Raw genomic sequence first — 21,567 nt, 5'->3', positions numbered from 1 at the left:
AATCACCCATGATTCTCTAGGTCAGGTTCGAGCGAGCGGCGCGCGAATCACATGAGGGACAAGGCGAAGAGATGATGGACGTGCGGCGGGCAACCGTGGCCGGTGGACGGCTGCGTGTCGATTTTGACGGGCTGAAAGCCTGGCGCGACAGCCTTTCGGGCCACGCGACATCGGAACCACTTCTCCGTTATCTGCCGAAGGCCGAGTTGGTCTTGAAGCGGGCCATCCCGGCGCTGATCGTCGCCTTCCTCTCCGTCGTCGCCGCCTCGCATTTCTTTGGCATGATGAGCGAATATGGGCGCCTGGAGGCCTCGGCACGCCATGCCACCGCACTTTCGGCGGCGACCGCCTCTGCGGTGTTTGCCGATGCGGCCGACATCTTCGACAGCGGCGATATCACCGGGGCGCAGGCCCGCCTCGCCAAATACCTGCCGCAGGACCGGCTGGACAGCGGCGCTTTCGTGCTGCTGGTGCAGGCAAGCGGCAAGGTTTTTGGCGCGACCACCGCCGGGCTTTCGCATGTGGGTAGCAATGTCGCTGACTTCTTCCCCGAGGTTTCGGCGATCCGCCGTTTCGGCGACCGCACCGGCGTCATCGAAACGACGATCGGCGGCGTGCCCTATTATGCCGAGATCACGCTGATGGGCAATGCCGGTGGTTATATCATCGCCGCCACCTCGCTCGACGAGGTCGGCCGGCTCTGGCGCGAGGAACTGGCCCTCAACGTCACGCTGTTTGCCGGCATCTCCTCGATCCTGCTCGTCATCCTCTATGCCTATTACACCCAGGTGAAGCGCGCCCGCGACGCCGACGACATCTTCGTGGAATCGAACCTGCGCGTGGAGACGGCGCTGTCGCGCGGCCGCTGCGGCCTCTGGGATTTCGATTTCGAGAGCCGCGAATTCTTCTGGTCGCGCTCAATGTACGACATGCTCGGCCTGCCGGGCTCCGACAAGACGATGGGCTTCGGCGACGCCGCGCGGCTGATGCATCCCGATGACGGCGGGCTCTACGAGATCGCGCGCGTCATCGGCAAGGGCGCTTCCGCCCAGGTCGACCAGATCTTCCGCATGCGCCATGCCGGCGGCCACTATGTCTGGATGCGGGCGCGCGCCCAGGTGATCCGCAGCAATTCCGGCCGTATGCACCTGATCGGCATCGCCATGGACGTGACCGAACAGCATCGGCTCGCCCAGCGCTACGCAGAAGCCGACCAACGCCTGGCCGACGCCATCGAATGCACCTCGGAAGCCTTCGTGCTCTGGGACAAGAACGATCGGCTGGTCATGTGCAACACGCATTTCCAGCAGGCCTATGGCCTGCCGGACAGCGTGCTCGTGCCCGGCACCGAGCGCTCGACCGTCAATGCCGCCGCCGCCCGGCCTGTCATCGAACGGCGGATTTCCGATGCCGACGGCTCCGGCTATTCGCGTACGACGGAGGTGCAGCTTGCCGACGAGCGCTGGCTGCAGATCAACGAGCGGCGCACCCGCGACGGCGGCAGGGTCTCGGTCGGAACCGACATCACGCTGATGAAACGTCATCAGGAGCGGCTGCGCGAATCCGAACGCCGGCTGATGGCGACGATCGGCGATCTTTCCGCCTCGCGCCAGACGCTGGAGATCCAGAAATCCGAGCTTTCGACGGCCAACGCCAACTACCAGGCGGAGAAGGAACGCGCCGAGGCTGCCAACAAGGCGAAATCGGAATTCCTCGCCAACATGTCGCATGAGCTGCGCACGCCGCTCAACGCCATCCTCGGCTTCTCGGAAATTCTGCAGAACCAGATGTTCGGGCCGCTCGGCTCGCTGAAATACGACGAATATGCCCGCGATATCCATGACAGCGGCAAACATCTGCTCAACGTCATCAACGACATTCTCGACATGTCGAAGATCGAAGCCGGCCATGTCAGGCTGCATTGCGAGCGCATCGATCTTGTGCCGCTGATCGAGGAAAGCCTGCGCTTCACCGCCATGCCCGCGGCTGAAAAGAACATCGTCATCGAACAGCGCATCTGCTCCGGCCTGACATTGATGGCCGACCGCCGCGCGATGAAACAGGTGCTGCTCAACCTGCTCTCCAATGCGGTGAAGTTCACCGACAATGGCGGTCGCATCGCGGTGCGCACTCGCCGCGTCGACGGCGCTGTCGTCGTCACCATCGCCGACACTGGCATCGGCATTCCACGCTCGGCGCTGTCGAAGATCGGCCAGCCCTTCGAGCAGGTGCAGAGCCAATATGCCAAGAGCAAGGGTGGCTCCGGCCTCGGGCTCGCCATCTCCCGCTCGCTGACCTTGCTGCATGGCGGCCGCATGAAGATCCGCTCACGCGAAGCGGTCGGCACCGTGATCTCGCTGCGCATTCCCGACGATATTTAGGTGTCGGACAAAGGGCCCGAATGATGCGCTCATCCCGGCCCCTAACTGGTCTTCACAGCTAGCTGGCAGCCACAGCCCTTCATTGCGGCTCGACGCCGAGTGATGCCGTCAAACGGCAATCTTGCCATCGCCCACTTTGGTGATGGCAACGACAGCAGGTTGCACTGGCATGTAGACTTCAAGTCCGGCCAGCGGTTGACGCGGACCGCTTCTCAGAAAAGCAGCGCAAAAACGGCGATCACGCCCTCCTCACTTTTCATTGCTACCCCTTGATCTCGTGAATTTGTCTTTTTTAAACAAAAGCTTATCGTCCCTCAAGTGATTGTCAACAAATGTCGAACAGTTCGTCGCTGTTTCGGGAGGGCTGAGCACCCGCTAGGGAAATGCTGCACGCAATGTGCTGTCAAAACAATTCAAGGATCAGCGATGTTTTCCATTAAGTCCGCCCTCGTTGCCGGTGTCCTGGCACTTGCGTCCTCCACTGCATATGCGCAGACGATCGATGTTCCTGCCGGCACCTACCGGGCGGATGTGACCCATACCAACGTTCTGTGGAGCGTCGTCCATTTCGGCCTTTCCAACTATATCGGCCGCTTCGACAAGATCTCTGCGACGCTCGAGCTCGCCCCTGCGGACGTTACGAAGTCGAAACTCACGGCAACCATCGATCCGGCTTCGGTCAGCACGAACTATCCGGCAAGCGACAAGAGCTTTGATGCAGAGATTGCCGGTGAAATGTTCTTTGATGCGGCCAAGTTCAACCAGATCACTTTCGTTTCCACGGCCATCGACGTCAAGGACGGCAAGACCGGAACCGTCACCGGTGACTTGACGTTCCACGGCGTCACCAAGCCCGTTACGCTCGACGTTACCCTGAACGCAGCGCTCAACCCGCACCCGATGTCCAAGAAGCCGACCGTCGGCTTTTCAGCAACCGGCGTGATCAAGCGCTCCGATTTCGGCGTTGCCGCTTTGGTCGGTCCTGTCAGCGACGACGTCAAACTGACGATCGAAACCGAATTCGTCGCTCAGTAGATGTTCGTTGCCGGTGCAGCCCCGACATCGTCGGGTTGCGCCGGCTCTTTTGCGTTCCCATTGAGACGACCGGAAGTCATCCATGTCAGCTACACATTCGGTACGGGCCTACAGTATGGGTGCTATGATCCTGCACTGGCTCATCGCTGCGCTCATCCTGACTCAGCTGGCCATGGGTTTTCTGATGAGCCGCGTGGAGAGCGTCCCAGATACGCTGCGTTTTGCGATGTTCCAGTGGCACAAGACTTTCGGCATCGCGATCCTAACCTTGACGATCGCCCGCATCGCCTGGCGCCTGTTCCACACGCCGCCCGCGCATGCGCCGATGAGACGGGAAGAACAGGTCGCGGCCGGCATCGTCCATGCACTATTCTATGCGCTGATGCTGGTCGTGCCTTTGACCGGCTGGCTGCTGGTGTCGGCGTCCTCTACAGGGATTCCCACCCTTCTGTTTCTCTCCGATACTCTGGTCTGGCCACATCTGCCCATTCCGGTCTGGATGCGCGCAACGGTTGAGGCCGCGTCCGAGAATGCGCATGTCATTCTGGCCTATGGTTTCGGGTTGCTTCTGGTTCTGCATGTGGCCGGGGCGCTCAAGCATTCGGTGATCGATCGGATGCCGTCCTTTTCGCGAATGATGCCTGTTGGCTGGCTGCGCCGGATGCCCTCCTCCGCAATCGGCGTGCTGGTCTCCGTCGTTCTGGCACTGTGCTTTATCGCCGGCGGACTGTTGATCTCCAGAACGGGCGGCACCGCATCCGTCAATGCCGCGGACCTTGGATCGACTGAAGCATCGCCATCCGGCTGGGTGATCGATAAAACGAAGTCTGCACTGACCTACACGATCAATTTTTCCGGAACGCCGACTGCCGGCACGATCGGAAAATGGGACGCATTCATCGAATTCGATCCGGACAATCTTGGCGCCGCCAAGGCGCGGATTGCCATAGACGCCGCCTCCATCGATTTCGATAATTCATTCGTCAGGCCCAATATCGGCGGCGACGACGGCCTGCAGACGACCACCCATCCGCTGGTGGAGGTTGTGCTCGACCATTTCGAAACTGCGGGCGAGGCCTATTTCGGCAAGGGCAATGCCCTTGTCCGCGGTGTGACGGTGCCTGTGTCGGTCCCGTTTACGATGCAGCGCGATGGGGCGGGACGGGCCATCGTTGCCGGCACGGCGGAGCTGGATCGTCTGGCCCTTGGACTTGGCGTGCAGAATGACGGAAAGGGTGAATGGCTCGACAAGGTTATCCGCGTAACCTTCAAGCTCGAAGCGACGCCGTCAGCGCCGACGAGCTAAGCCGGAAAGTCGTTCGTCAGCCGGCCGATGCGGCGGTAAAAACGGCCAGCTGAGCGGCGAAAGCACGCTTGTATGCCGGCCGCGCTTCGCCGCGGGCGACATAGGCGGAGAGGTTCGGATATTCCTCCAGTATAGCAGATCCCTTCAACCTGAGCAGCACCGACACCATCAGCAGGTCACCGGCGCTGAACGCACCATCGAGCCAGTCGGCATCGCCAAGACGGCGGGAGAGGTCGGTCAGCCGTTTCCGGATGCTGTCCTCAACGGCGGAAAGGCGATGGTCGTACCAAGGCTTGTCGCGCTCGAGGATCATGGCGAGCGCGCGGTCGAAGATCGGTGGTTCCACGGTGTTGAGCGCGGCAAACATCCATGTAAGCGCGCGTGCCCGGGCATTCGCGTCGTCCGGCAGCAGGCCCGCATGGCGCTCGCCAATATGGAAGACGATGGCGCCGGACTCGAATAAAGCGAGATCGCCTTCTTCATAGGTCGGGATCTGCCCGAAAGGCTGAAGTGCGAGATGCGCGGGTTCTCTCATCGTCTTGAACGAAACAAGACGAACGTCGTAAGGTTGGCCCACTTCCTCGAGCGCCCAGCGAACGCGCATGTCACGCGCCAGACCCTTGCCGCGATCGGGCGACCGTTCAAAGGCGGTAATGGTAATCGGCATTGGTGTTCTCCATAGCTTTGTCCTGAAGACGACCGGCTAAACGAGAATCCGACAGGCCATGCTCGAGATAATCCTGCGGTCGTTCCATCTGATGTGAGATCAGGCTTTCACGACATTCAGGAATATTTTCCGAACCGCTTTCGACAGCCGCTTCACCTCCGCTTCCAGCGTCTTGATGTCAGGGCAGTCGCCGGCGCGGCAGACGAGTTCGACGAGGCCCGCCGGTGCTTCTTTCGGATCGAACAGGCCGTCGATGGAGAGGCGGATCAGCTGCGAAAGTCCGGTATAAAGCGCGAAGGCCTCGAGACATATGTCGAGATCGGACGTCACCATCAGCGGGTCGCCAAGCACCTTCAGGGCCTCGCCGGTGCTCATCCCATTGACGGCAATGCCGACGCCCCTGGTCGGCGCGATCAGTGCGAGATACTGGGCGATGAATTCGAGGTCGATGACGCCGCCGGGAATGAGCTTCAGGTCCCACGGGCCGGAGGGCGGCTTTTCCGTGTCGATCAATGCGCGCATCTCGGCGACATCATGCGCCACCTTGGCAATATCGCGATCGGCCGACAGCACCTCGCGGACGATATGTTCCGCTTCGGCGATCAGGCTCTCATTGCCGCAAATCAGCCGGGCGCGGCTGAGCGCCATATGTTCCCAGGTCCATGCCTCTTCGCGCTGATACTTGCCGAAGGCATTGATGCGGGTGGCGACCGGCCCCTTGTTGCCGGATGGGCGCAGCCGCATGTCGACCTCATAGAGCACGCCTTCGGCGGTCGGCGCCGACAAGGCGGCCATCAGTCTCTGGGTGATGCGGGTGAAGTAACGCGTCGCATCGAGCGGCTTCGGCCCGTCGGATTCGGAAGCCGCATCGTCATAATCATAGAGCAGGATCAGATCGACGTCGGAACCGGCCGTCAGCTCGAAGCTGCCGAGCTTGCCCATGCCGGCGACCGCGATGCGCCCGCCAGGATAGTCGCCGTGTGCTGCCCGCATCTCGCCGACCACGGCATCGAGTGCCGCCGCAATGACGAGGTCGGCGAGATGCGTAAAGGCGCGTGCGGCCATCACGCCGTTGATCGCGCCTGTAAGCAGGCGGATGCCGATCAGGAAGCGCTGCTCGGCGGCGAAGATGCGCAGCCGGTCGAGCACCTCTTCATAGTGGCGCGCCTGGGCAAGCGAGCCCTTCAGCCGTTCGCCGAGATAATCACGCGTCGGCAGCTCGGCCATCAGGCCCGGATCGAGCATGCCGTCGAAGACATGCGGCTTGGCGGCGATCACCTCGGCAAGCCGGGGTGCCGAGGACATGATGTTGACGATCAGCGACAGCAGCGCCGGGTTGCTGCCGAGCAGCGAGAACAGCTGGATGCCGGAGGGAAGGCCGGAGATGAAACTGTCGAAGCGCAGCAGCGCCTCGTCGGCGCGCTTGCTTTCGCCGAAGACCCGCAGGAGCTCCGGCGCCAGCTCCGTCAGCCTTTCACGCGCCTCGACCGATTGCGTCGCGCGGTAGCGGCCGTAGTGCCAGGTGCGGATGATGCGGGAAATATCGGACGGCCTGGTAAAACCGAGCCTCTTCAACGTCTCCAGCGTATCCGGGTCGTCGCCTTGACCGGTGAAGACGAGATTTCCGGTGTCGGTGGAAAGCCTGCTCTCCTGCTCGAAGAGGTGGGCATAACGCCGCTCGACCGTCTTCAGCACGCCGACCAGCCGTTCGGAGAAGCTCGGCGTGTCGGAAAAGCCCATCATGAAGGCGATGCGCTTCAGGTCGGCATCCGTTTCCGGCAACAGGTGGGTCTGCTCGTCGCGCACCATCTGGATGCGATGCTCGACATCGCGCAGGAACCAGTAGGCCTCCGTCAGTTCGTCGCGGGTCTCCGCGTCGATCCATTTCGCCTTGGTGAGCTCACCGAGCGTCCCCTCCGTCGCCCTGCCACGCAATGCCGGCATGCGGCCGCCGGCAATCAGCTGCTGCGTCTGGACGAAGAATTCGATCTCGCGAATGCCGCCGCGGCCGAGCTTGACGTTGTGACCCTTGACCGCAATGGCGCCGTGGCCCTTATGCGCATGGATCTGCCGCTTGATCGAATGGATATCGGCAATCGCCGCGTAATCGAGATATTTGCGGAAGACGAAAGGGGCGAGCCCGCGCAGGAAATCGCCGCCAGCCTTGAGGTCGCCGGCAACGGCGCGCGCCTTGATGAAAGCCGCCCGTTCCCAGTTCTGGCCCCTGCCCTCGTAATAGATCATCGCCGCATCGACCGGGATCGCCAGCGGCGTCGAACCGGGATCGGGTCGCAATCTGAGATCGGTGCGGAAGACGTAGCCATCGGCTGTCCGCTCCTGCAGGATGCGCACCAACCGCCGCATCATCCTCGGGAAGACCTCGATCGCATCATCCGGGTCGGGCACGATGCCTACCTGTTCGTCGAAGAAGACGACGAGGTCGATATCGGAGGAATAGTTGAGTTCGCTTGCGCCGAGTTTGCCCATGCCGAGCACGATCAGCCCGGACCCTTCGCTCGGCGCCGCCAGATCCCGCAGCCTGAGTTTTCCACCCTCATGCGCCGCCAGCAGCAGATGGTCGATCGCGGCGGCAACCGACGCTTCGGCGAGCTCGCTCAGCCAGGCCGTCGTCGCCCGGCCGTCGAAGATGCGCGCGAGATCGGCGAATGCAACGAGGAAGGCCATCTTGCGCTTGATGATGCGCAGCCTGCTCATCACTACGGATTCGGCAGGTGCAGCACCCTCCTCGTCTGGCCGCCAGCAGCGCCGCGCCTCGGCGACCAGCGCCTCGATCTGCGGCTCCAGCGGCTGGGTGATGGCACCAGCGAGGATAGCGGGATCGAGATTGACGATTTCGCGCAGATAGGGCGACAGCGTCAGCACGGCCGCAATGAAATCGCGAAGCGGGCCTTCCGTCTTCAGCATCGCCGCCACCGACGGCTCGTGTCCGCCGGCCTCCTGGAGGTCGGCCAACGCCAGCTTCAACTCCGTCTGGTTCAGCGGACGTAGCAGCCCTTCGGCCACATCCTTCAGGCCATGCGTCGATTTCGTCAGCATGCGCTCTCCCTGCTTTAGCGCCTAAGGAACGGTCCCGCAGAATCGCGGAAACGCCTCCTTCGACCGGCATTAAACTAGGGTCTTGGCGGCAAACCGCCAATATACGATTCAACCCATCGTATTTCGGCGGAAAAGCTCAGGCAGCCTTGGCGGGGAAGATCATGCTGACGGTCAATCCGCGCTTTTCAGGTTTGTCGGGATCGGTATCGGAGAGTTCCAACCGGCCGTTGTGCAGCTCCATCACCGCTTCCACCAGCGAAAGCCCGAGCCCCGTTCCCGGCTTCGAGCGGCTTTCATCGAGGCGGACGAAGCGCTTCACCACGTCGTCGCGCCTGTCGGCCGGAACGCCCGGCCCATGGTCGGCGACCGAAAGGCAGATGCCATCCGGGCGGCGGGAAAGCTTCAGCGATACCTTGCCCGCCCCTTCCGTATCGGAGGAATATTTGATGGCATTGTCGAGCAGATTGAAGATTGCCTGGCCGATCAGCTCTCGATTGCCCTGCACCTCGACATCCGGCTCGATGCTGGAGCTGAGGCCGAGCCCGGCCTCCTCCGCCGCCGGCTCGTAAAGCTCGGCGCTGTCGGCGACGATGGCCGAAAGCTCCACCGGCGACATCTCGGCGGCGACCGATCCGGCCTCGACGCGGGAGATCATCAACAGCGCGTTGAAGGTGCGGATCAACTGGTCCGATTCGGAAATGATGCCTTCCAGCGCGGTGCGCCGCGCCTCGCCATCGGCGACACCGAGCGCATCGGCCGCCTTGTTGCGCAGCCGCGTCAACGGCGTCTTGAGATCGTGGGCGATGTTGTCGGAGACCTGCCGCAGTCCCTCGTTCAGCTTCTCGATGCGCTCCAGCATGGTATTCAGCGACATCGACAAGCGGTCGAATTCATCGCCGGATCCGCCCACCGGCAGGCGCTGCGACAGGTCGCCGGCCATGATCTTCTTGCTGGCATCCGACATGCGGTCAATGCGTTTCAGCGCGTTGCGGCCGATGCCGAACCAGATGATGATGGCGCCGAGCCCCATGATCGCCAAGGCCACCATCAGCGCCTGGCGCACCAGCAGACGGAAACGCTCGGGGTCGCCGAGGTCGCGGCCGATCAGGATTCTGAGGCCATTGTCGAGCACGAAAATATTGGCGATTGCCTTGTGGCGGCGCTCGACACCCCCGCCGTCAGTATAGCGTTGGTAGCCGAAGGGCGCGGAGGTCCAGCCGATCTCCTCGAAGACACCCGGCTGCACCGAGGCGACGTTGCCGGCGAGAATATCGCCGGAGGGACCGGCGATGATGTAGAGGTTGGCTCCAGGCTGGCGTGCACGCCGCTCCATCGTGCGCAGGAGAAGGTTCATGCCGCCGGTGTCATAGGCGCGCTGCACCTGCTCCACCTCCTGCCTGACGGCGTCGCGGATCTGGCCCGTCAGCAGCCGCTCCGACATCGCCGTCACATAGAAGACGAGCGTCGCGGCGCAGATGGCGAAAAGGAGAATGTAGAGTGCCGAAAGGCGGACTGCTGTGGACTTGAAGAGAACCCTGAAACGGCTCATCCCTCATCCTTGATCATGTACCCCGCGCCGCGAATGGTCTTCAGGAGCGGCTGGTTGTAGTCCTTTTCAATCTTCGAGCGCAGGCGCGAGACATGAACGTCGATGACGTTGGTCTGCGGGTCGAAGTGATAGTCCCAGACATTTTCGAGCAGCATGGTGCGGGTCACCACCTGGCCCGCATTCTTCATCAGATATTCCAGCAGGCGGAATTCGCGCGGCTGCAGCGGGATCTCCTTGCCGCCGCGGCGCACCTCATGGGAGAGCCGGTCGAGTTCGAGATCGCCGACGCGATAGACGACGTCCTGATCCGGCGTGCCCTTGCGGCGGCCGAGCACCTCGACGCGTGCCAGCAACTCGCTGAAGGCATAGGGCTTCGGCAGGTAATCGTCGCCGCCGGCACGAAGACCGGTCACGCGGTCATCGACCTGGCCGAGCGCCGAGAGGATGAGGACCGGCGTATGGATGGCCTTGCGGCGCAACTCGCTGATGACGGAAAGCCCGTCCCGGCGCGGCAGCATGCGGTCGATGACGATGACGTCGTAGGTATTTTCCGACCCCATGAACAGGCCGCTCTCGCCGTCGCTGGCGTGATCGGCAACGATACCCGCCTCGCGAAAGGCTTTCGTGAGGTAGGCGGCAGCCTCGAGATCATCTTCGATGATGAGAATCTTCATGCGGCCGACATTACCCGCCGGCTGCGTTTCGGCAAGGCTCAAAGCATCTTCCTGCGGGGCGGCGCTCATCGTGATCATCCTTCAAAAGGCAGAAGAATCGAGCCGCGCGGAGTTTCGTCCGCACGGCTCCAAGTTGTCTTAGGGATCAGCCCTGGCCGTTGATCGGAAGCGCTACGAAACGGCTTCCTTCATTGGACTGTATCTGGAAGAGCGCGCGGGTGCGCCCGTCCTTCTTTGCCTGGTTCAGCACCTTGACGATATCGTCGGCGCTGGAGACCTCCTGGTTGTTGACCGAGGTGATCTTTTCGCCTTCCTTGATGCCCTTGTCAGCGGCGTCGGAGTTCGGATCGATGTCTGTTATCGCCAGGCCCTTGCCGTCGTCAGACGGGCCGACCGTCAGGCCGAGATCGGCAAGCGCCTTTTCGGAAGCCGGTGCCTCAGGCTGCTGCGGCTGATTGCTGTCATCGGCGGACGCATCCTTCTGGTCGATCGGCAACGTGCCGAGTTCGACGGTGAGAGGCTGGGCCTTGCCGGCGCGCCAGACCGAAAGCTCGACCTTGCTGCCCGGCTGCATCGCGCCGATGCGGCGGCTGAGATCACGCGCATCCTTGATCGTCTCACCGTTCAGCGCGGTGACGACGTCGCCGGCCTTCATGCCGGCCTTGTCACCCGGCGATCCGGCCTGCGGGGCGACGACAAGGGCGCCGCTCGGCTCGGAGAGACCGATGGATTCGGCGATATCCTTGGTCACCGGCTGGATCTGCACACCCAGCCAGCCGCGCGAGACCTGGCCGTCCTTCATCAGATCGGCGACGACATCCTTGGCGGTCGAGGCGGGAATGGCGAAGGCGATGCCGACGCTGCCGCCCGACGGCGAGAAGATTGCGGTGTTGATGCCGACGACTTCGCCGCTGAGATTGAAGGTCGGGCCGCCGGAGTTGCCGCGGTTTACCGCGGCATCGACCTGCAGGTAATCGTCATAAGGACCGGAGCCGATATCGCGGCCGCGGGCCGAGACAATGCCGGCCGTGACCGTGCCGCCGAGGCCGAAGGGGTTGCCGACGGCAACGACCCAGTCGCCGACGCGGACGTTGTTGTCGTCTGCCCAGTTGACGTAGGTGAACTTCTTGCCCTTGCCGTCGACCTTCAGCACGGCGAGGTCGGTGCGCGGATCCTTGCCGATCAGCTTGGCATCGAGCTCGGTGCCGTCATTCGTGACAGCGACGAAGGCCTGGCCATCAGAAACGACGTGGTTGTTGGTGACGATATAGCCGTCCTCGGAGATGAAGAAGCCGGAACCCTGGGCGACGGGGCGGAGGCGACCCTTGCCGCCCGGACCACCATTCGGGCCGTTCTGGCCGAAGCGCCTGGAATGGCCCTGCTGATCATTCGGATCCTGGCCGAACTGCTTGAAGAACCGCTTCAGCGGATGATCATCGGGAAGGTCGTCGAAGCCGCGGCCGTTGAAATCGAAGGAGAAGCCGTCATTGTTGTTGTCGGAGACGGGATTGACGCGGTTTTCGACCCGGACGGAAACGACGGCCGGCGAAACGGCGTCGACGACATTGGCGAAGCTCGGAACGGCAGGCGCCTGAACCTTGACAGCTTCGGCATAAGACCGGGTGATTTCGAGCGGAACGCCGGTTGCGAGCACAGCGGCTGTGATACCGGCGACGGTAGAAGCCTTGAGCACAGTAGCGAGGGACGGACGTCCGTTGAAATTCTTGAGCATTGGAGCACCTTCTCTTGTTCTTAGATCTTCAGACCGGCGACGCCGGATCAGTCGATGACGAAAGATATAGGACGCCGCACCTTACTGCGAACTGTCCGGCCAATGAAAAGTTCGTAATGTTTGCAAGGTTTGTTTTCGGCCAAACGTGCCGCCGGCCTCTCTGGCGGCTAGAAATGCTCGCCTGCCGGCCAGCCTGGTCGATTATTTCTTGAGAAGCTCGCTCAACTTCGCCTGCTCGTCTGCCGTCAGCTTGCTGCCGGTCGGCTTGCCGGCCCTCTTGCGCGCAAAGACCAGCAGTGACATCCCGCCGGCGAGCACCAGCAGCACCGGTGCGCCCCAGAGCAGCACCGTCTTCATGCTGACACGCGGCTTCAGCAGCACGAACTCGCCGTAGCGCGAGACGATATAGCTCAGCACCGCCTCGTCACTGTCGCCATCGGCGATGCGCTCGCGCACCAGCAGGCGCAGGTCCTTGGCCAGATCGGCGTTGGAATCGTCGATCGACTGGTTCTGGCAGACCATGCAGCGCAGTTCCGCCGAAAGGGCGCGGGCGCGCGCTTCGAGCGCCGGATCGGCCAGCACCTCGTCCGGATTGACGGCAAAGGCGGGGGCCGCCATCAGCAGCAAAACGACAGCGAGGAGCAGACGCCGCATCATTCCGCCGGCTCCATTGCGGGAGCTGCCGGCCTTGCCGGCTTCGCCTTGCGGCGCGGCGCACCGACACGCAGGCGCCTGTCGCTGAGCGAGACGAGGCCGCCGAAGGCCATGAACACCGCTCCGCCCCAGATGCAAAGAATGAACGGCTTCCACCAGATGCGCACGACGATGCCACCGTCCTTGGTGGCGTCACCGAGCGATACATAGAGCTGACTGAGCCGGAAGGTCAGGATGCCGGCCTCCGTCGTCGGCATCTGGCGAGCAGTGTAAAGGCGCTTGGCCGACCAGGTATCGGCAACTGCGACACCGGCGCGGCGGATGGTGAAGTGGCCGCGGTCCTCGGTATAGTTCGGCCCGGTCCCCGGCTGCATGCCGTCGAAATGCAGGCTGTAACCGCCGGCCTCGGTCACCTGCCCCGGCTTCATCTCGATGACGTGCTCCGTCTCAAACGTCGTAACCGCGACGATGCCGAGCACGGTGACGCCGAGCCCGGCATGGGCAAGGGCCGTGCCGAAGGCCGAACGCGGCAGGCCGGAAAGCCGGCGCCAGGCAAGGCTTGCCGCGACCTTACCGATGCCGGCCCGATACCAGAGATCGGCGATCGCACCGAAGATGAGGAACAGCCCGGCAGCGAGGCCGAGCACCGAAAGCACCGGCCCGCCATGTTCGATATAGAAGAAGGCCAGCGCGGCAAGGAAGGCCAGACCTGCGACGACATAGAGCCGCTGCAGGGCGCCGAGCAGATCGCCGCGCTTCCAGGCCAGCATCGGCCCGAAGGGCACGATGACGATCAGCGGCGCCATCAGCAGGCCGAAGGTCAGGTTGAAAAAGGGCGCTCCGACGGAAATCTTGTCGCCGGTCAGCGTTTCCAACAGCAGCGGATAGAGCGTGCCCGTCAGCACCGTGCCGCAGGCAACCGTCAGGATCAGATTGTTGACGACGAGCGCGCCCTCACGCGAAATCGGCGCAAACAGCCCACCTGCCGACAGCTTCGGCGCGCGGAAGGCAAACAGCGACAGCGCCCCGCCAATGAAGATCAGCAGAATGCAAAGAATGAAGACGCCGCGGGAGGGGTCGCTGGCAAAGGCATGCACCGAAGTCAGCACGCCGGAGCGCACCAGGAAGGTGCCCATCAGCGACAGCGAGAAAGTGAGGATGGCAAGCAGCACCGTCCAGATCTTCAGCGCCTCGCGCTTTTCCATGACGAGCGCCGAATGCAGCAGTGCGGTGCCGGCGAGCCACGGCATGAAGGAGGCGTTTTCCACCGGATCCCAGAACCACCAGCCGCCCCAGCCGAGCTCGTAGTAGGCCCAGTAGGAGCCCATGGCGATGCCAAGCGTCAGAAAGGTCCAGGCCGCCAGCGTCCAGGGCCGCACCCAGCGCGCCCAGGCGGCGTCGATACGTCCTTCCAGGAGGGCAGCGACGGCAAAGGAGAAGCAGACGGAGAAGCCGACATAACCGAGATAAAGCAGCGGCGGGTGGATCGCGAGGCCGACATCCTGAAGAACCGGATTGAGATCGCGGCCCTCGGCCGGCGCCGGATCGAGACGGAGGAAGGGATTGGAGGTCAAAAGAATGAACAGCGTGAAGGCGACCGAAATCCAGGCCTGCACGGCCAATACATTGGCCTTGAGCGTCTCCGGCAGATTGCGGCCGAAGACGGCGACGAGCGCGCTGAACAGTGTCAGGATCAACAGCCAGAGCATCATCGATCCCTCGTGATTGCCCCAGACACCGGAATATTTATAGAGCAGCGGCACCAGCGAATGCGAATTCTCCCAGACGTTCTCGACCGAGAAATCCGAGACGACATGGGCATAGGTCAGCACGGCGAAGGAGAAGGCCACGAGCGCAAACATTGCCAGCGAGCCGATCGTCGCCACATCCATCATCGCCCGGTCGTGACGACGGGCTCCGATTACCGGCACGATGGAAAGGATGAGCGCCGTGGCGAGCGCCAGCACCAGCGCGTAATGGCCGATCTCGATGATCATGGCGTCGCCTTCACTTCCTGCGCTTGGCTTTCCTTTCCTGGGCCTTGCTTCCCAGGACCTTCCTGGCCTTGGCCTTCCTTCCACAGCCCCTGGGATTTCAGCCTGTCGGCCACATCCTTCGGCATATAGGTCTCGTCATGCTTGGCAAGCACGGTGTCGGCGACGAAAACGTTCGTGCCAGTGGCAAACATGCCTTCGGTGACGACACCCTGGCCCTCGCGGAAGAGATCGGGGAGAATACCGGTATATTTGACCTTCACGGCATTGGTGCTGCCGTCGGTGACGGCAAATTCCACCGTCGAGCCTGTGCCGCGCACGACGCTGCCCTCGCCGACCAGCCCGCCGAGGCGGATGCGGGTTTCCGGCGCCACCGGCGTCTTGGCGAGATCGGCCGGCATGTAGAAATAGGCGACCGATTGGGCGAAGGCGAACATGACCAGCAGCACGGCGGCGATGATGAAGCCCATGCCGCCGCCGATCACCGCAAGGCGCTTCTGCTTGCGCGTCATTGCGTCGCTCCCTCCGTGGCTATGCCGAGTTCCCTGGCAAGCGCCAGCAATTGCCTGCCCTGTTCGCCGGGCGGCGGAAAGGCCGCAAGCCCGCGCTTCAGGGCGCCTGCCGCGCGATCCTTGTCGTTCAATACGGCATAAGAGCGGACGAGCCGCACCCATCCTTCGAAATTGTTCGGTTCCTCGCTAAGCTTGGCATCGAGGCTCTCGACCATGCCGCGGATCATCTGCTGCCGGTCGCCCGCGCTCATAGTCTCGGCCGCCGCCACATCTTGCTGCGTGGGATTGCCCGGGGCAGCCGGATCAACCCTCGCCTTCGCGCCGCCGTTCATGGCGATATGCTCGTTGACCAACGGCAGCCAGGGCGCATCGGCGGGCGATTGTTTTGCCAGAGTCTCAAAAGCCTGGCGCGCCTCTTTTGACCGTCCCGCCTGCTCCATGCTGAGGGCTATGTAGAAGCGGGCACGCGGATTGTCAGGTTCCAGCGTCAGCGATTGTTCCAGCACTTGCCGCGCCTCCTCCGTCACCACGCCGTCCGAGACCGCCATCAACGTCTCGGCAAGCCCGTCGAGCCGGGCCGGGCTCGGACCGAGAAGCCGGATCGCGTTGCGATAGGCCAGTTGCGCATCGTTGACGCGCATCGTGCGGAAATAGATCGGCGCCAGCACGTCCCAGCCCTTGCCGTCATCGGGCTTCTCAGCCAGGTGCCGTTCCGCCTTGGTGATCAGCACCGCCACGTCGTTGCCGGGATTTTCCAGCCGCGCTTCCAGCGGCTGCGAGGGCAGGTCCGGCCTGCCCGTCGTCAAATAAAGACAGAGCCCGAGAACCGGCAGGACCAGGAGCACGACGGCCTCGGTGAAACGGTGATGCCCTGGGGGTTTCGCCGTCTCAGCCGGCTCATCGGCAGAGACGGCGATCAGCCGCCGGCCGATTTCCGCCCTGGCGTAATCGGCTTCCTCCGGGGTGATCAGCCCGCCGTTGAGATCGCGGTCAAGTTCGCGCAACTGGTCGCGATAGACCGCCGCCTCGCCCGCGCGGATATTCTCCGCCGCCTTCGCTCCGCGCAGAAGGGGGTAGAGCAGGATAACGGCGAGGGCTGCCGTCATAACGGCAACGAGAATCCAGAACAGCATGTCGCCCAAATACGTGAAGCGCGCCGTCATTCCAACTGCCAAAGCCGGAATGACGAAGATTTGAGGCTAGCGCATAACCCCGAGAATCGGAATCGATTTTCGGAAAGGATCATGCGCCATTTAAAGTGATAGAGCGTCTTTAGCGTGTCCTGTCGGACGCGCGGCGCTCTATTGGCCGCAATTCAGAGCGGCGACCAGCTGCCGTCGTCGTTGCGACAGGCAGCGCCGCGCACCACGGTGTCCTTGCCGTCGACGGTGAGCGTATGGGTATATTGCCGGCAGTTCTGCGAACCGACCTGATAGGGTGCCGCCGCGACCACCTTGCCGGTCACGTCCTTACCGGTCCAGAGCATCGGCTGGCCGACTGCCGCCCCTTCCAGCGCCCGATATTCCGCCTCGAGCGCCCGCTGCTTGTCGCTGTCGGTCAAGCTCACGCTGCTGCGGCCGACGATGCCGCCCTGGAGCGCGGTGATGAAGGCGGCCGATGCCGAGGGCTTGCTCGAAAAAATGCCGCGCGAAGCGGCACTCTTCGTCGTCGTGCAGCCGGACAGCGCGACGGCGACGAGAAGAGCGGAAACGATCATGCCTTGCGAGCGTAAAATCATTGCGTCGAACCACGATCAGGGGTCAATTTCAGCCGATCGAAGTGCAGCGTCCCCGTGTCAGCATTAAGGCAAAGCATGCTATACATTTGCCAGTATCTTTGTGACATCAAGCAGTTGCTCATGCAACATCCTTTGTGACGCCGGGCAGGATAAGCTTCGCCTTCAGCCCGCCCCATTCACCGCGGGAAAGCTCGAGCCGTCCCTGGTACTCGTTGGAAATCTCGGTGACGATCGAAAGGCCGAGTCCGGTTCCGGGTTTGCTTTCATCGAGCCTGCGGCCGCGCTTCAGCGCCTCGCGGATCTGGTCCGGCTCCAGGCCCGGCCCGTCATCCTCGACGGCGAGCTCCACCCAGTGGCGGCGCGCGCTCGCCTCTACCCCCTTCACATCCTCGCCGGCCTCGACGGCCGAAAGCCGCACCCTGCTCTTGGCAAAACGCGCCGCATTTTCCAGGAGATTGCCGACGGTCTCCTCGAGATCCTGCTGCTCCATGGCAACGGCCAGATGCGGTGGCGAGACGACCAGATCGAATTCGGTATCGACGTTCAGCCGGCGCATGACGCGCACCAGCCGTTCAAGCGCCGGCTCGGCATCGGTGCGGGCGAGCACGGATTCGCGCTGCGCGGCGATGCGCGCCCGATTGAGATAGGACTGCACCTGCCCCTGCATCGATTCCGCCTGGCTGCGCACCAGCTCGCCATGGGATTTTTCGAGCACGCGCGCCTCGTTGAGGAGCACGGCGATCGGCGTCTTCAGCGAATGCGCGAGATTGCCGACCTGCATGCGGGCTCGCTCGACGATGCGGCGATTGCTGTCGATCAGCGCGTTCACCTCGTTGGCGAGCGGCAGGATTTCGCGCGGGAAGTCGCCTTTCAGCTGTTCGCTCTCGCCGGCGCGGATGCGCTCCAGCGCGGCGCGTGCCTTGTCGAGCGGCTTAAGGCCGTAGAGAATCGCCAGCGCGTTGACGATCAGGCTGCCGACGCCGAAACCGGCGAGCGCCAGATAGAGGCTGTGGGAAAAGGTGCGCACGTCGTCTTCGACGACATCGACGTTGCCGGTGACGCGGAAGCGCGCCGCGCGCCCGTCGGTATCGAGCACCACTTCGGTTTCGGCTACCTGCACGCGGTTCCCGGAAGCATCCGTCACCTGGTAGTAGCGCTCGTAATTCTTGTCGAAGGGCGCCTCGACCACGGAGGGAACCGCAATGAGCGCCGAGCCGAGCGAAGGCGACACCAGCGGTGCGGTCGTATAGGTGCCGAGCGGCTCCACCACCCAGTACCAGCCGGTCTTCGGCTGGGCAAAACGCAGGTCGCCGAGCTGCGGGCTGCCGCTGAGCGCGCCCTGATCGCCGATCGTCACCGAATTGATGACATTGTAGAGCTGCGCCCGCAACAGATCCTGGAAACCGCGTTCGGCGCTCTTGCGGTAGAGGGTGGAGATCAGCAGACCGATCACCACCAGCGCCACCGTCGACCAGACCGTGGTCAGCAACAACACACGTGCGGTGAGCGACTTAATTCGCATGTTTCGGCGCTTGGATACGGTAACCAAGACCGCGCACCGTTTCGATCAGGTCGACCCCCATTTTCTTGCGCAGGCGGCCGACGAAGACCTCGATCGTGTTGGAATCGCGGTCGAAATCCTGATCGTACATATGCTCGACCAGTTCCGTGCGCGAGACGACCTCGCCCATGTGATGCATGAGATAGGAAAGCAGGCGATATTCGTGCGAGGTCAGCTTCAGCGTCGTGCCGTTGACCGTCGCCTTCGAGGATTTAGTATCGAGCCGCACCGGCCCGCAGATGATCTCGGATGAGGAATGCCCGGCTGCGCGCCGGATAAGCGCCCGAATGCGGGCCAGCACTTCCTCGACATGGAAGGGCTTGGTGACGTAGTCGTCGGCACCGGCGTCGATGCCGGCGACCTTGTCGCTCCAGCGGTCGCGCGCCGTCAGGATCAGCACCGGCACACCGCGGCCGGCGCCGCGCCATTTTTCAAGAACGGTAACCCCGTCCATCTCCGGCAGGCCGATATCGAGGATGATGGCGTCATAGGGTTCGGTGTCGCCGAGGAAATGGCCTTCCTCGCCGTCGAACGCCTGGTCGACGACATAGCCCGCCTCTTTCAGCGTGTCGGCCAGCTGCCGGTTCAGATTAACGTCGTCTTCGACTACCAGGATGCGCATCGGTCCGCCTTCGTCCGCTTCAAATCGTTCAATGTCCTGAATAAGCCGATTCCGCCTACATCGGAACCTTTACCGTCACCTTGCGTGGACGCTGGCCATTGCCGGACACGAGAACGGTGATGATGCAGGTATCGCCCACCGGTTGCACGGACAGGAGCTGGCCGCCCGTCTGCTCGACGACCTGGGCTGCGGCGGCGCTGCAATCGCCTCCGATACGCACGACAAAAGTGCCCGCGGCGTCCGGTGAGGGCGCCGATACCACCAGTCCGGCGGCCAATGCTGCGACGCTCAGAGGAAAGGCCATGTGTTATGCTTCCAAGGTAATGCCAACTTGCCCCGAATATGTACTCACGCGACCTGAATGGCAAATGAATGCGCTGTAATGCAGGGCGTTTAGAACTGTTCTCGATTGTTCGGGACACCCTGTTTCAGCACCTGGAAACCGCTGCCGCGGCAAGCTCCGGCGGCCGCCGTAGCGCTCAAAACGATTCCCTCCAGCCTTGGGATCCACGCGTTCTTCATGACCTCCCGAAAGGTGGGGAGCCGGCAGCACCGGCACCATAATCTCTGTCTGCGAATCGGCCGCAATCTTCTGATTCCGGCCGACCGCAGCTTTCACCGGTCGGTTGAAACTGTTATGTCTTGCTGCCCCACATTTCAGACCGTTTCAGCACCAATGCCAAAATCCTCCCGCTTCCGCTCGGCGCAGACGGTCACCGTCCTTGCCGTTACCCAGCTGATCGGCTGGGGCACGACTTTCGACATGCTCGGTGTCATGGGCCGCGTTGTGGCGCCCGATCTCGGCCTGCCGAACGAGGCGGTGTTTGCCGGCCTGACGATCATGATGGTGGTCAGCGCCATCGTTGGTCCGGCAACCGGCCGCTGGCTCGACCGCTATGGTGCTGCTCGGGTGCTTTCGGCCGCCTCGCTGACCTTTGCGCTTGGCCTGCTTCTGCTGGCTGCCGCAAACGGCATCGTGCTCTATGCCGGCGCCTGGATCATCATCGGCATCGGCGGCGCGTTCGGTCTCTCGGCACCAGCCTATACCGCCGTCGTCGAGCGCGAAGGAGCGAACGGCAAACGCGTAATCGCCATCCTGATGCTGTTTACCGGGCTTTCGAGCGCCATCTTCTGGCCGATCCTCAGCCTGCTCAACGAGGCGGTCGGCTGGCGCCTCACCTTCCTGGTTTGTGCGGCGCTGCAATTCTTCGTCTGCCTGCCGCTGCATCTTTTCGCCCTGCCGAAGGCGATCGCAACACATGTCGACGGCGGCACAGCCGAAATCGCTCCGGTGCCGCTGTCGAAGGCCAAGCAGCGCAAAGCCTTTCTGCTGATCGCCGCGGCGACGACGATCTCGACCTTCGTCACCTTCGGCATCTCGCCATCACTGCTCGAAATCTTCCGCCAGTCCGGCGCTTCGCCGGCCTTTGCGCTGCAGCTCGGCTCGGCACGCGGCATCCTCGGCATCTCGGCACGTTTCCTCGATATGCTGCTTGGCCGGCGCGGCAACCCCATGCTCAGCGCGGTCATGGGCATCAGTCTGATGATGATGAGCTTCGTTATTATGCTGATTGCCAGCCCGTCGACGCCGTTGCTCGTCACCTTTGTCCTGTTTTACGGGTTCGGCACCGGCGTCATGACCGTCGCCCGCGCGCTGCTGCCGCTGGCGCTGTTCTCACCGCGCGAATTCGGACTGCAATCGGCCAGACTATCGCTGCCGCAGAACCTCGCCAATGCCGTCGCCCCGGTCATCTTCACCGCCATCCTCGACCGCGCCGGCACCGGCCCGGCGCTCGCCGCCTGCGCCGTTCTGGCGGCATTGTCGCTCATCTTCGTGCTGATGCTGATGGCGCTGGTGCGCGGCGCCCGTGCGTCGGAATCAGCCGTTCTTAATATTTCCTGATTATCATCCACGCCTGGACGAGAGCGGCTCTCCGTCCACGCCGCAACCGCTGGGGCAATCTGACCATGAACCAACAGCCGGTTTGGCGAATCTTTAGAATCGCTTGCCGCCGCTTTTTCGAAAGTTGAGTCCGGTGGTTCGGAAGTTGAGCCAGCTTCAGAGCGATCCGAATCCGGACAATC

At 62.9% G+C, this 21,567-nt stretch carries 17 protein-coding genes; 4 read left to right on the top strand and 13 right to left on the bottom strand.

From position 1 onward, the window contains the following. Positions 1 to 71: 71 nt before the first annotated feature. The 3 genes from HFO71_RS12150 to HFO71_RS12140 all read left to right on the top strand — a co-directional run bounded on the left by HFO71_RS12150 (position 72) and on the right by HFO71_RS12140 (position 4,722). Positions 72 to 2,381 (top strand): PAS domain-containing sensor histidine kinase, encoded by a 2,310-nt coding sequence (locus HFO71_RS12150; RefSeq protein WP_077976069.1) that lies wholly within the window; start codon positions 72 to 74, stop codon positions 2,379 to 2,381. Positions 2,382 to 2,807: 426 nt separating this feature from the next. Beyond that, positions 2,808 to 3,416 carry a YceI family protein gene (locus tag HFO71_RS12145; protein WP_132610481.1) on the top strand — a complete coding sequence of 203 codons (609 nt, stop codon included), beginning with the start codon at positions 2,808 to 2,810 and terminating at the stop codon, positions 3,414 to 3,416. A gap of 82 nt (positions 3,417 to 3,498) precedes the next feature. Continuing rightward, positions 3,499 to 4,722, top strand: a complete 1,224-nt coding sequence (locus HFO71_RS12140; protein ID WP_077976067.1) for a cytochrome b/b6 domain-containing protein — start codon at positions 3,499 to 3,501, stop codon at positions 4,720 to 4,722. Positions 4,723 to 4,738: 16 nt separating this feature from the next. On the opposite strand, the gene HFO71_RS12135 is transcribed toward HFO71_RS12140, so the two are convergent. The 13 genes from HFO71_RS12135 to HFO71_RS12075 all read right to left on the bottom strand — a co-directional run bounded on the left by HFO71_RS12135 (position 4,739) and on the right by HFO71_RS12075 (position 19,786). After that, entirely contained in the window at positions 4,739 to 5,389 is a 651-nt protein-coding gene (locus HFO71_RS12135) for a glutathione S-transferase family protein (RefSeq protein ID WP_221988136.1), read from the bottom strand. Between the two features lie 99 nt (positions 5,390 to 5,488). Next, positions 5,489 to 8,446 carry a bifunctional [glutamine synthetase] adenylyltransferase/[glutamine synthetase]-adenylyl-L-tyrosine phosphorylase gene (locus HFO71_RS12130; protein WP_168258191.1) on the bottom strand — a complete coding sequence of 986 codons (2,958 nt, stop codon included), beginning with the start codon at positions 8,444 to 8,446 and terminating at the stop codon, positions 5,489 to 5,491. 136 nt (positions 8,447 to 8,582) lie between these two features. Then, positions 8,583 to 9,995 (bottom strand): sensor histidine kinase, encoded by a 1,413-nt coding sequence (locus HFO71_RS12125; protein WP_077976064.1) that lies wholly within the window; start codon positions 9,993 to 9,995, stop codon positions 8,583 to 8,585. Then, positions 9,992 to 10,747 (bottom strand): response regulator transcription factor, encoded by a 756-nt coding sequence (locus HFO71_RS12120; RefSeq protein ID WP_020485979.1) that lies wholly within the window; start codon positions 10,745 to 10,747, stop codon positions 9,992 to 9,994. Before HFO71_RS12120 ends, HFO71_RS12125 begins: the two co-directional genes overlap by 4 nt. Before the next feature lie 67 nt (positions 10,748 to 10,814). Then, entirely contained in the window at positions 10,815 to 12,401 is a 1,587-nt protein-coding gene (locus tag HFO71_RS12115) for a Do family serine endopeptidase (protein ID WP_077976063.1), read from the bottom strand. A gap of 201 nt (positions 12,402 to 12,602) precedes the next feature. Further along, positions 12,603 to 13,058, bottom strand: a complete 456-nt coding sequence (locus HFO71_RS12110; RefSeq protein WP_077976062.1) for a cytochrome c-type biogenesis protein — start codon at positions 13,056 to 13,058, stop codon at positions 12,603 to 12,605. Beyond that, complete coding sequence (locus HFO71_RS12105; protein WP_168258190.1) at positions 13,055 to 15,052, bottom strand: heme lyase CcmF/NrfE family subunit; 1,998 nt, start codon at positions 15,050 to 15,052, stop codon at positions 13,055 to 13,057. The genes HFO71_RS12110 and HFO71_RS12105 overlap by 4 nt, the downstream gene beginning before the upstream one ends. After that, complete coding sequence (gene ccmE, locus HFO71_RS12100) at positions 15,049 to 15,561, bottom strand: cytochrome c maturation protein CcmE (RefSeq protein ID WP_077976060.1); 513 nt, start codon at positions 15,559 to 15,561, stop codon at positions 15,049 to 15,051. Before ccmE ends, HFO71_RS12105 begins: the two co-directional genes overlap by 4 nt. Then, positions 15,558 to 16,694: a c-type cytochrome biogenesis protein CcmI gene (ccmI, locus tag HFO71_RS12095; RefSeq protein WP_420910164.1), complete on the bottom strand. Its 1,137-nt coding sequence runs from the start codon at positions 16,692 to 16,694 to the stop codon at positions 15,558 to 15,560. Before ccmI ends, ccmE begins: the two co-directional genes overlap by 4 nt. A gap of 182 nt (positions 16,695 to 16,876) precedes the next feature. Continuing rightward, positions 16,877 to 17,299 carry a hypothetical protein gene (locus HFO71_RS12090; protein WP_077976058.1) on the bottom strand — a complete coding sequence of 141 codons (423 nt, stop codon included), beginning with the start codon at positions 17,297 to 17,299 and terminating at the stop codon, positions 16,877 to 16,879. A gap of 118 nt (positions 17,300 to 17,417) precedes the next feature. Next, a complete protein-coding gene (locus HFO71_RS12085; protein ID WP_020049235.1) occupies positions 17,418 to 18,821 on the bottom strand; it encodes a sensor histidine kinase in 1,404 nt (467 codons plus the stop codon). Further along, positions 18,811 to 19,482, bottom strand: coding sequence for a response regulator transcription factor (locus HFO71_RS12080; RefSeq protein ID WP_003546765.1), 672 nt, complete (start codon positions 19,480 to 19,482; stop codon positions 18,811 to 18,813). Before HFO71_RS12080 ends, HFO71_RS12085 begins: the two co-directional genes overlap by 11 nt. A gap of 55 nt (positions 19,483 to 19,537) precedes the next feature. After that, the gene (locus tag HFO71_RS12075) at positions 19,538 to 19,786 is read right to left on the bottom strand and encodes a hypothetical protein (RefSeq protein WP_020049234.1); all 249 of its coding nucleotides are present in this window, start codon (positions 19,784 to 19,786) and stop codon (positions 19,538 to 19,540) included. A 372-nt stretch (positions 19,787 to 20,158) separates the two neighbouring features. On the opposite strand from HFO71_RS12075, the gene HFO71_RS12070 reads away from it, so the two are divergent. Next, a complete protein-coding gene (locus HFO71_RS12070) occupies positions 20,159 to 21,385 on the top strand; it encodes an MFS transporter (protein ID WP_131641445.1) in 1,227 nt (408 codons plus the stop codon). Positions 21,386 to 21,567 lie beyond the last annotated feature (182 nt).

The organism is Rhizobium laguerreae (assembly GCF_019778565.1).
GTDB lineage: Bacteria > Pseudomonadota > Alphaproteobacteria > Rhizobiales > Rhizobiaceae > Rhizobium > Rhizobium laguerreae.
Note: the sequence above shows the minus strand (reverse complement) of the source record. Positions and strands in the feature narration are given on the sequence as shown.

What these genes read in the sequence shown, in the direction of transcription:
- ccmE (WP_077976060.1), bottom strand. Translation starts at nt 15,561, where the DNA reads ATGACGCGCAAGCAGAAGCGCCTTGCGGTGATCGGCGGCGGCATGGGC.
- HFO71_RS12075 (WP_020049234.1), bottom strand. Translation starts at nt 19,786, where the DNA reads ATGGCCTTTCCTCTGAGCGTCGCAGCATTGGCCGCCGGACTGGTGGTA.
- HFO71_RS12115 (WP_077976063.1), bottom strand. Translation starts at nt 12,401, where the DNA reads ATGCTCAAGAATTTCAACGGACGTCCGTCCCTCGCTACTGTGCTCAAG.
- HFO71_RS12085 (WP_020049235.1), bottom strand. Translation starts at nt 18,821, where the DNA reads ATGCGAATTAAGTCGCTCACCGCACGTGTGTTGTTGCTGACCACGGTC.
- HFO71_RS12120 (WP_020485979.1), bottom strand. Translation starts at nt 10,747, where the DNA reads ATGATCACGATGAGCGCCGCCCCGCAGGAAGATGCTTTGAGCCTTGCC.
- HFO71_RS12145 (WP_132610481.1), top strand. Translation starts at nt 2,808, where the DNA reads ATGTTTTCCATTAAGTCCGCCCTCGTTGCCGGTGTCCTGGCACTTGCG.
- HFO71_RS12110 (WP_077976062.1), bottom strand. Translation starts at nt 13,058, where the DNA reads ATGATGCGGCGTCTGCTCCTCGCTGTCGTTTTGCTGCTGATGGCGGCC.
- HFO71_RS12080 (WP_003546765.1), bottom strand. Translation starts at nt 19,482, where the DNA reads ATGCGCATCCTGGTAGTCGAAGACGACGTTAATCTGAACCGGCAGCTG.
- HFO71_RS12140 (WP_077976067.1), top strand. Translation starts at nt 3,499, where the DNA reads ATGTCAGCTACACATTCGGTACGGGCCTACAGTATGGGTGCTATGATC.
- HFO71_RS12135 (WP_221988136.1), bottom strand. Translation starts at nt 5,389, where the DNA reads ATGCCGATTACCATTACCGCCTTTGAACGGTCGCCCGATCGCGGCAAG.
- HFO71_RS12125 (WP_077976064.1), bottom strand. Translation starts at nt 9,995, where the DNA reads ATGAGCCGTTTCAGGGTTCTCTTCAAGTCCACAGCAGTCCGCCTTTCG.
- HFO71_RS12130 (WP_168258191.1), bottom strand. Translation starts at nt 8,446, where the DNA reads ATGCTGACGAAATCGACGCATGGCCTGAAGGATGTGGCCGAAGGGCTG.
- HFO71_RS12150 (WP_077976069.1), top strand. Translation starts at nt 72, where the DNA reads ATGATGGACGTGCGGCGGGCAACCGTGGCCGGTGGACGGCTGCGTGTC.
- HFO71_RS12105 (WP_168258190.1), bottom strand. Translation starts at nt 15,052, where the DNA reads ATGATCATCGAGATCGGCCATTACGCGCTGGTGCTGGCGCTCGCCACG.
- ccmI (WP_420910164.1), bottom strand. Translation starts at nt 16,694, where the DNA reads ATGCTGTTCTGGATTCTCGTTGCCGTTATGACGGCAGCCCTCGCCGTT.
- HFO71_RS12090 (WP_077976058.1), bottom strand. Translation starts at nt 17,299, where the DNA reads ATGATTTTACGCTCGCAAGGCATGATCGTTTCCGCTCTTCTCGTCGCC.
- HFO71_RS12070 (WP_131641445.1), top strand. Translation starts at nt 20,159, where the DNA reads ATGCCAAAATCCTCCCGCTTCCGCTCGGCGCAGACGGTCACCGTCCTT.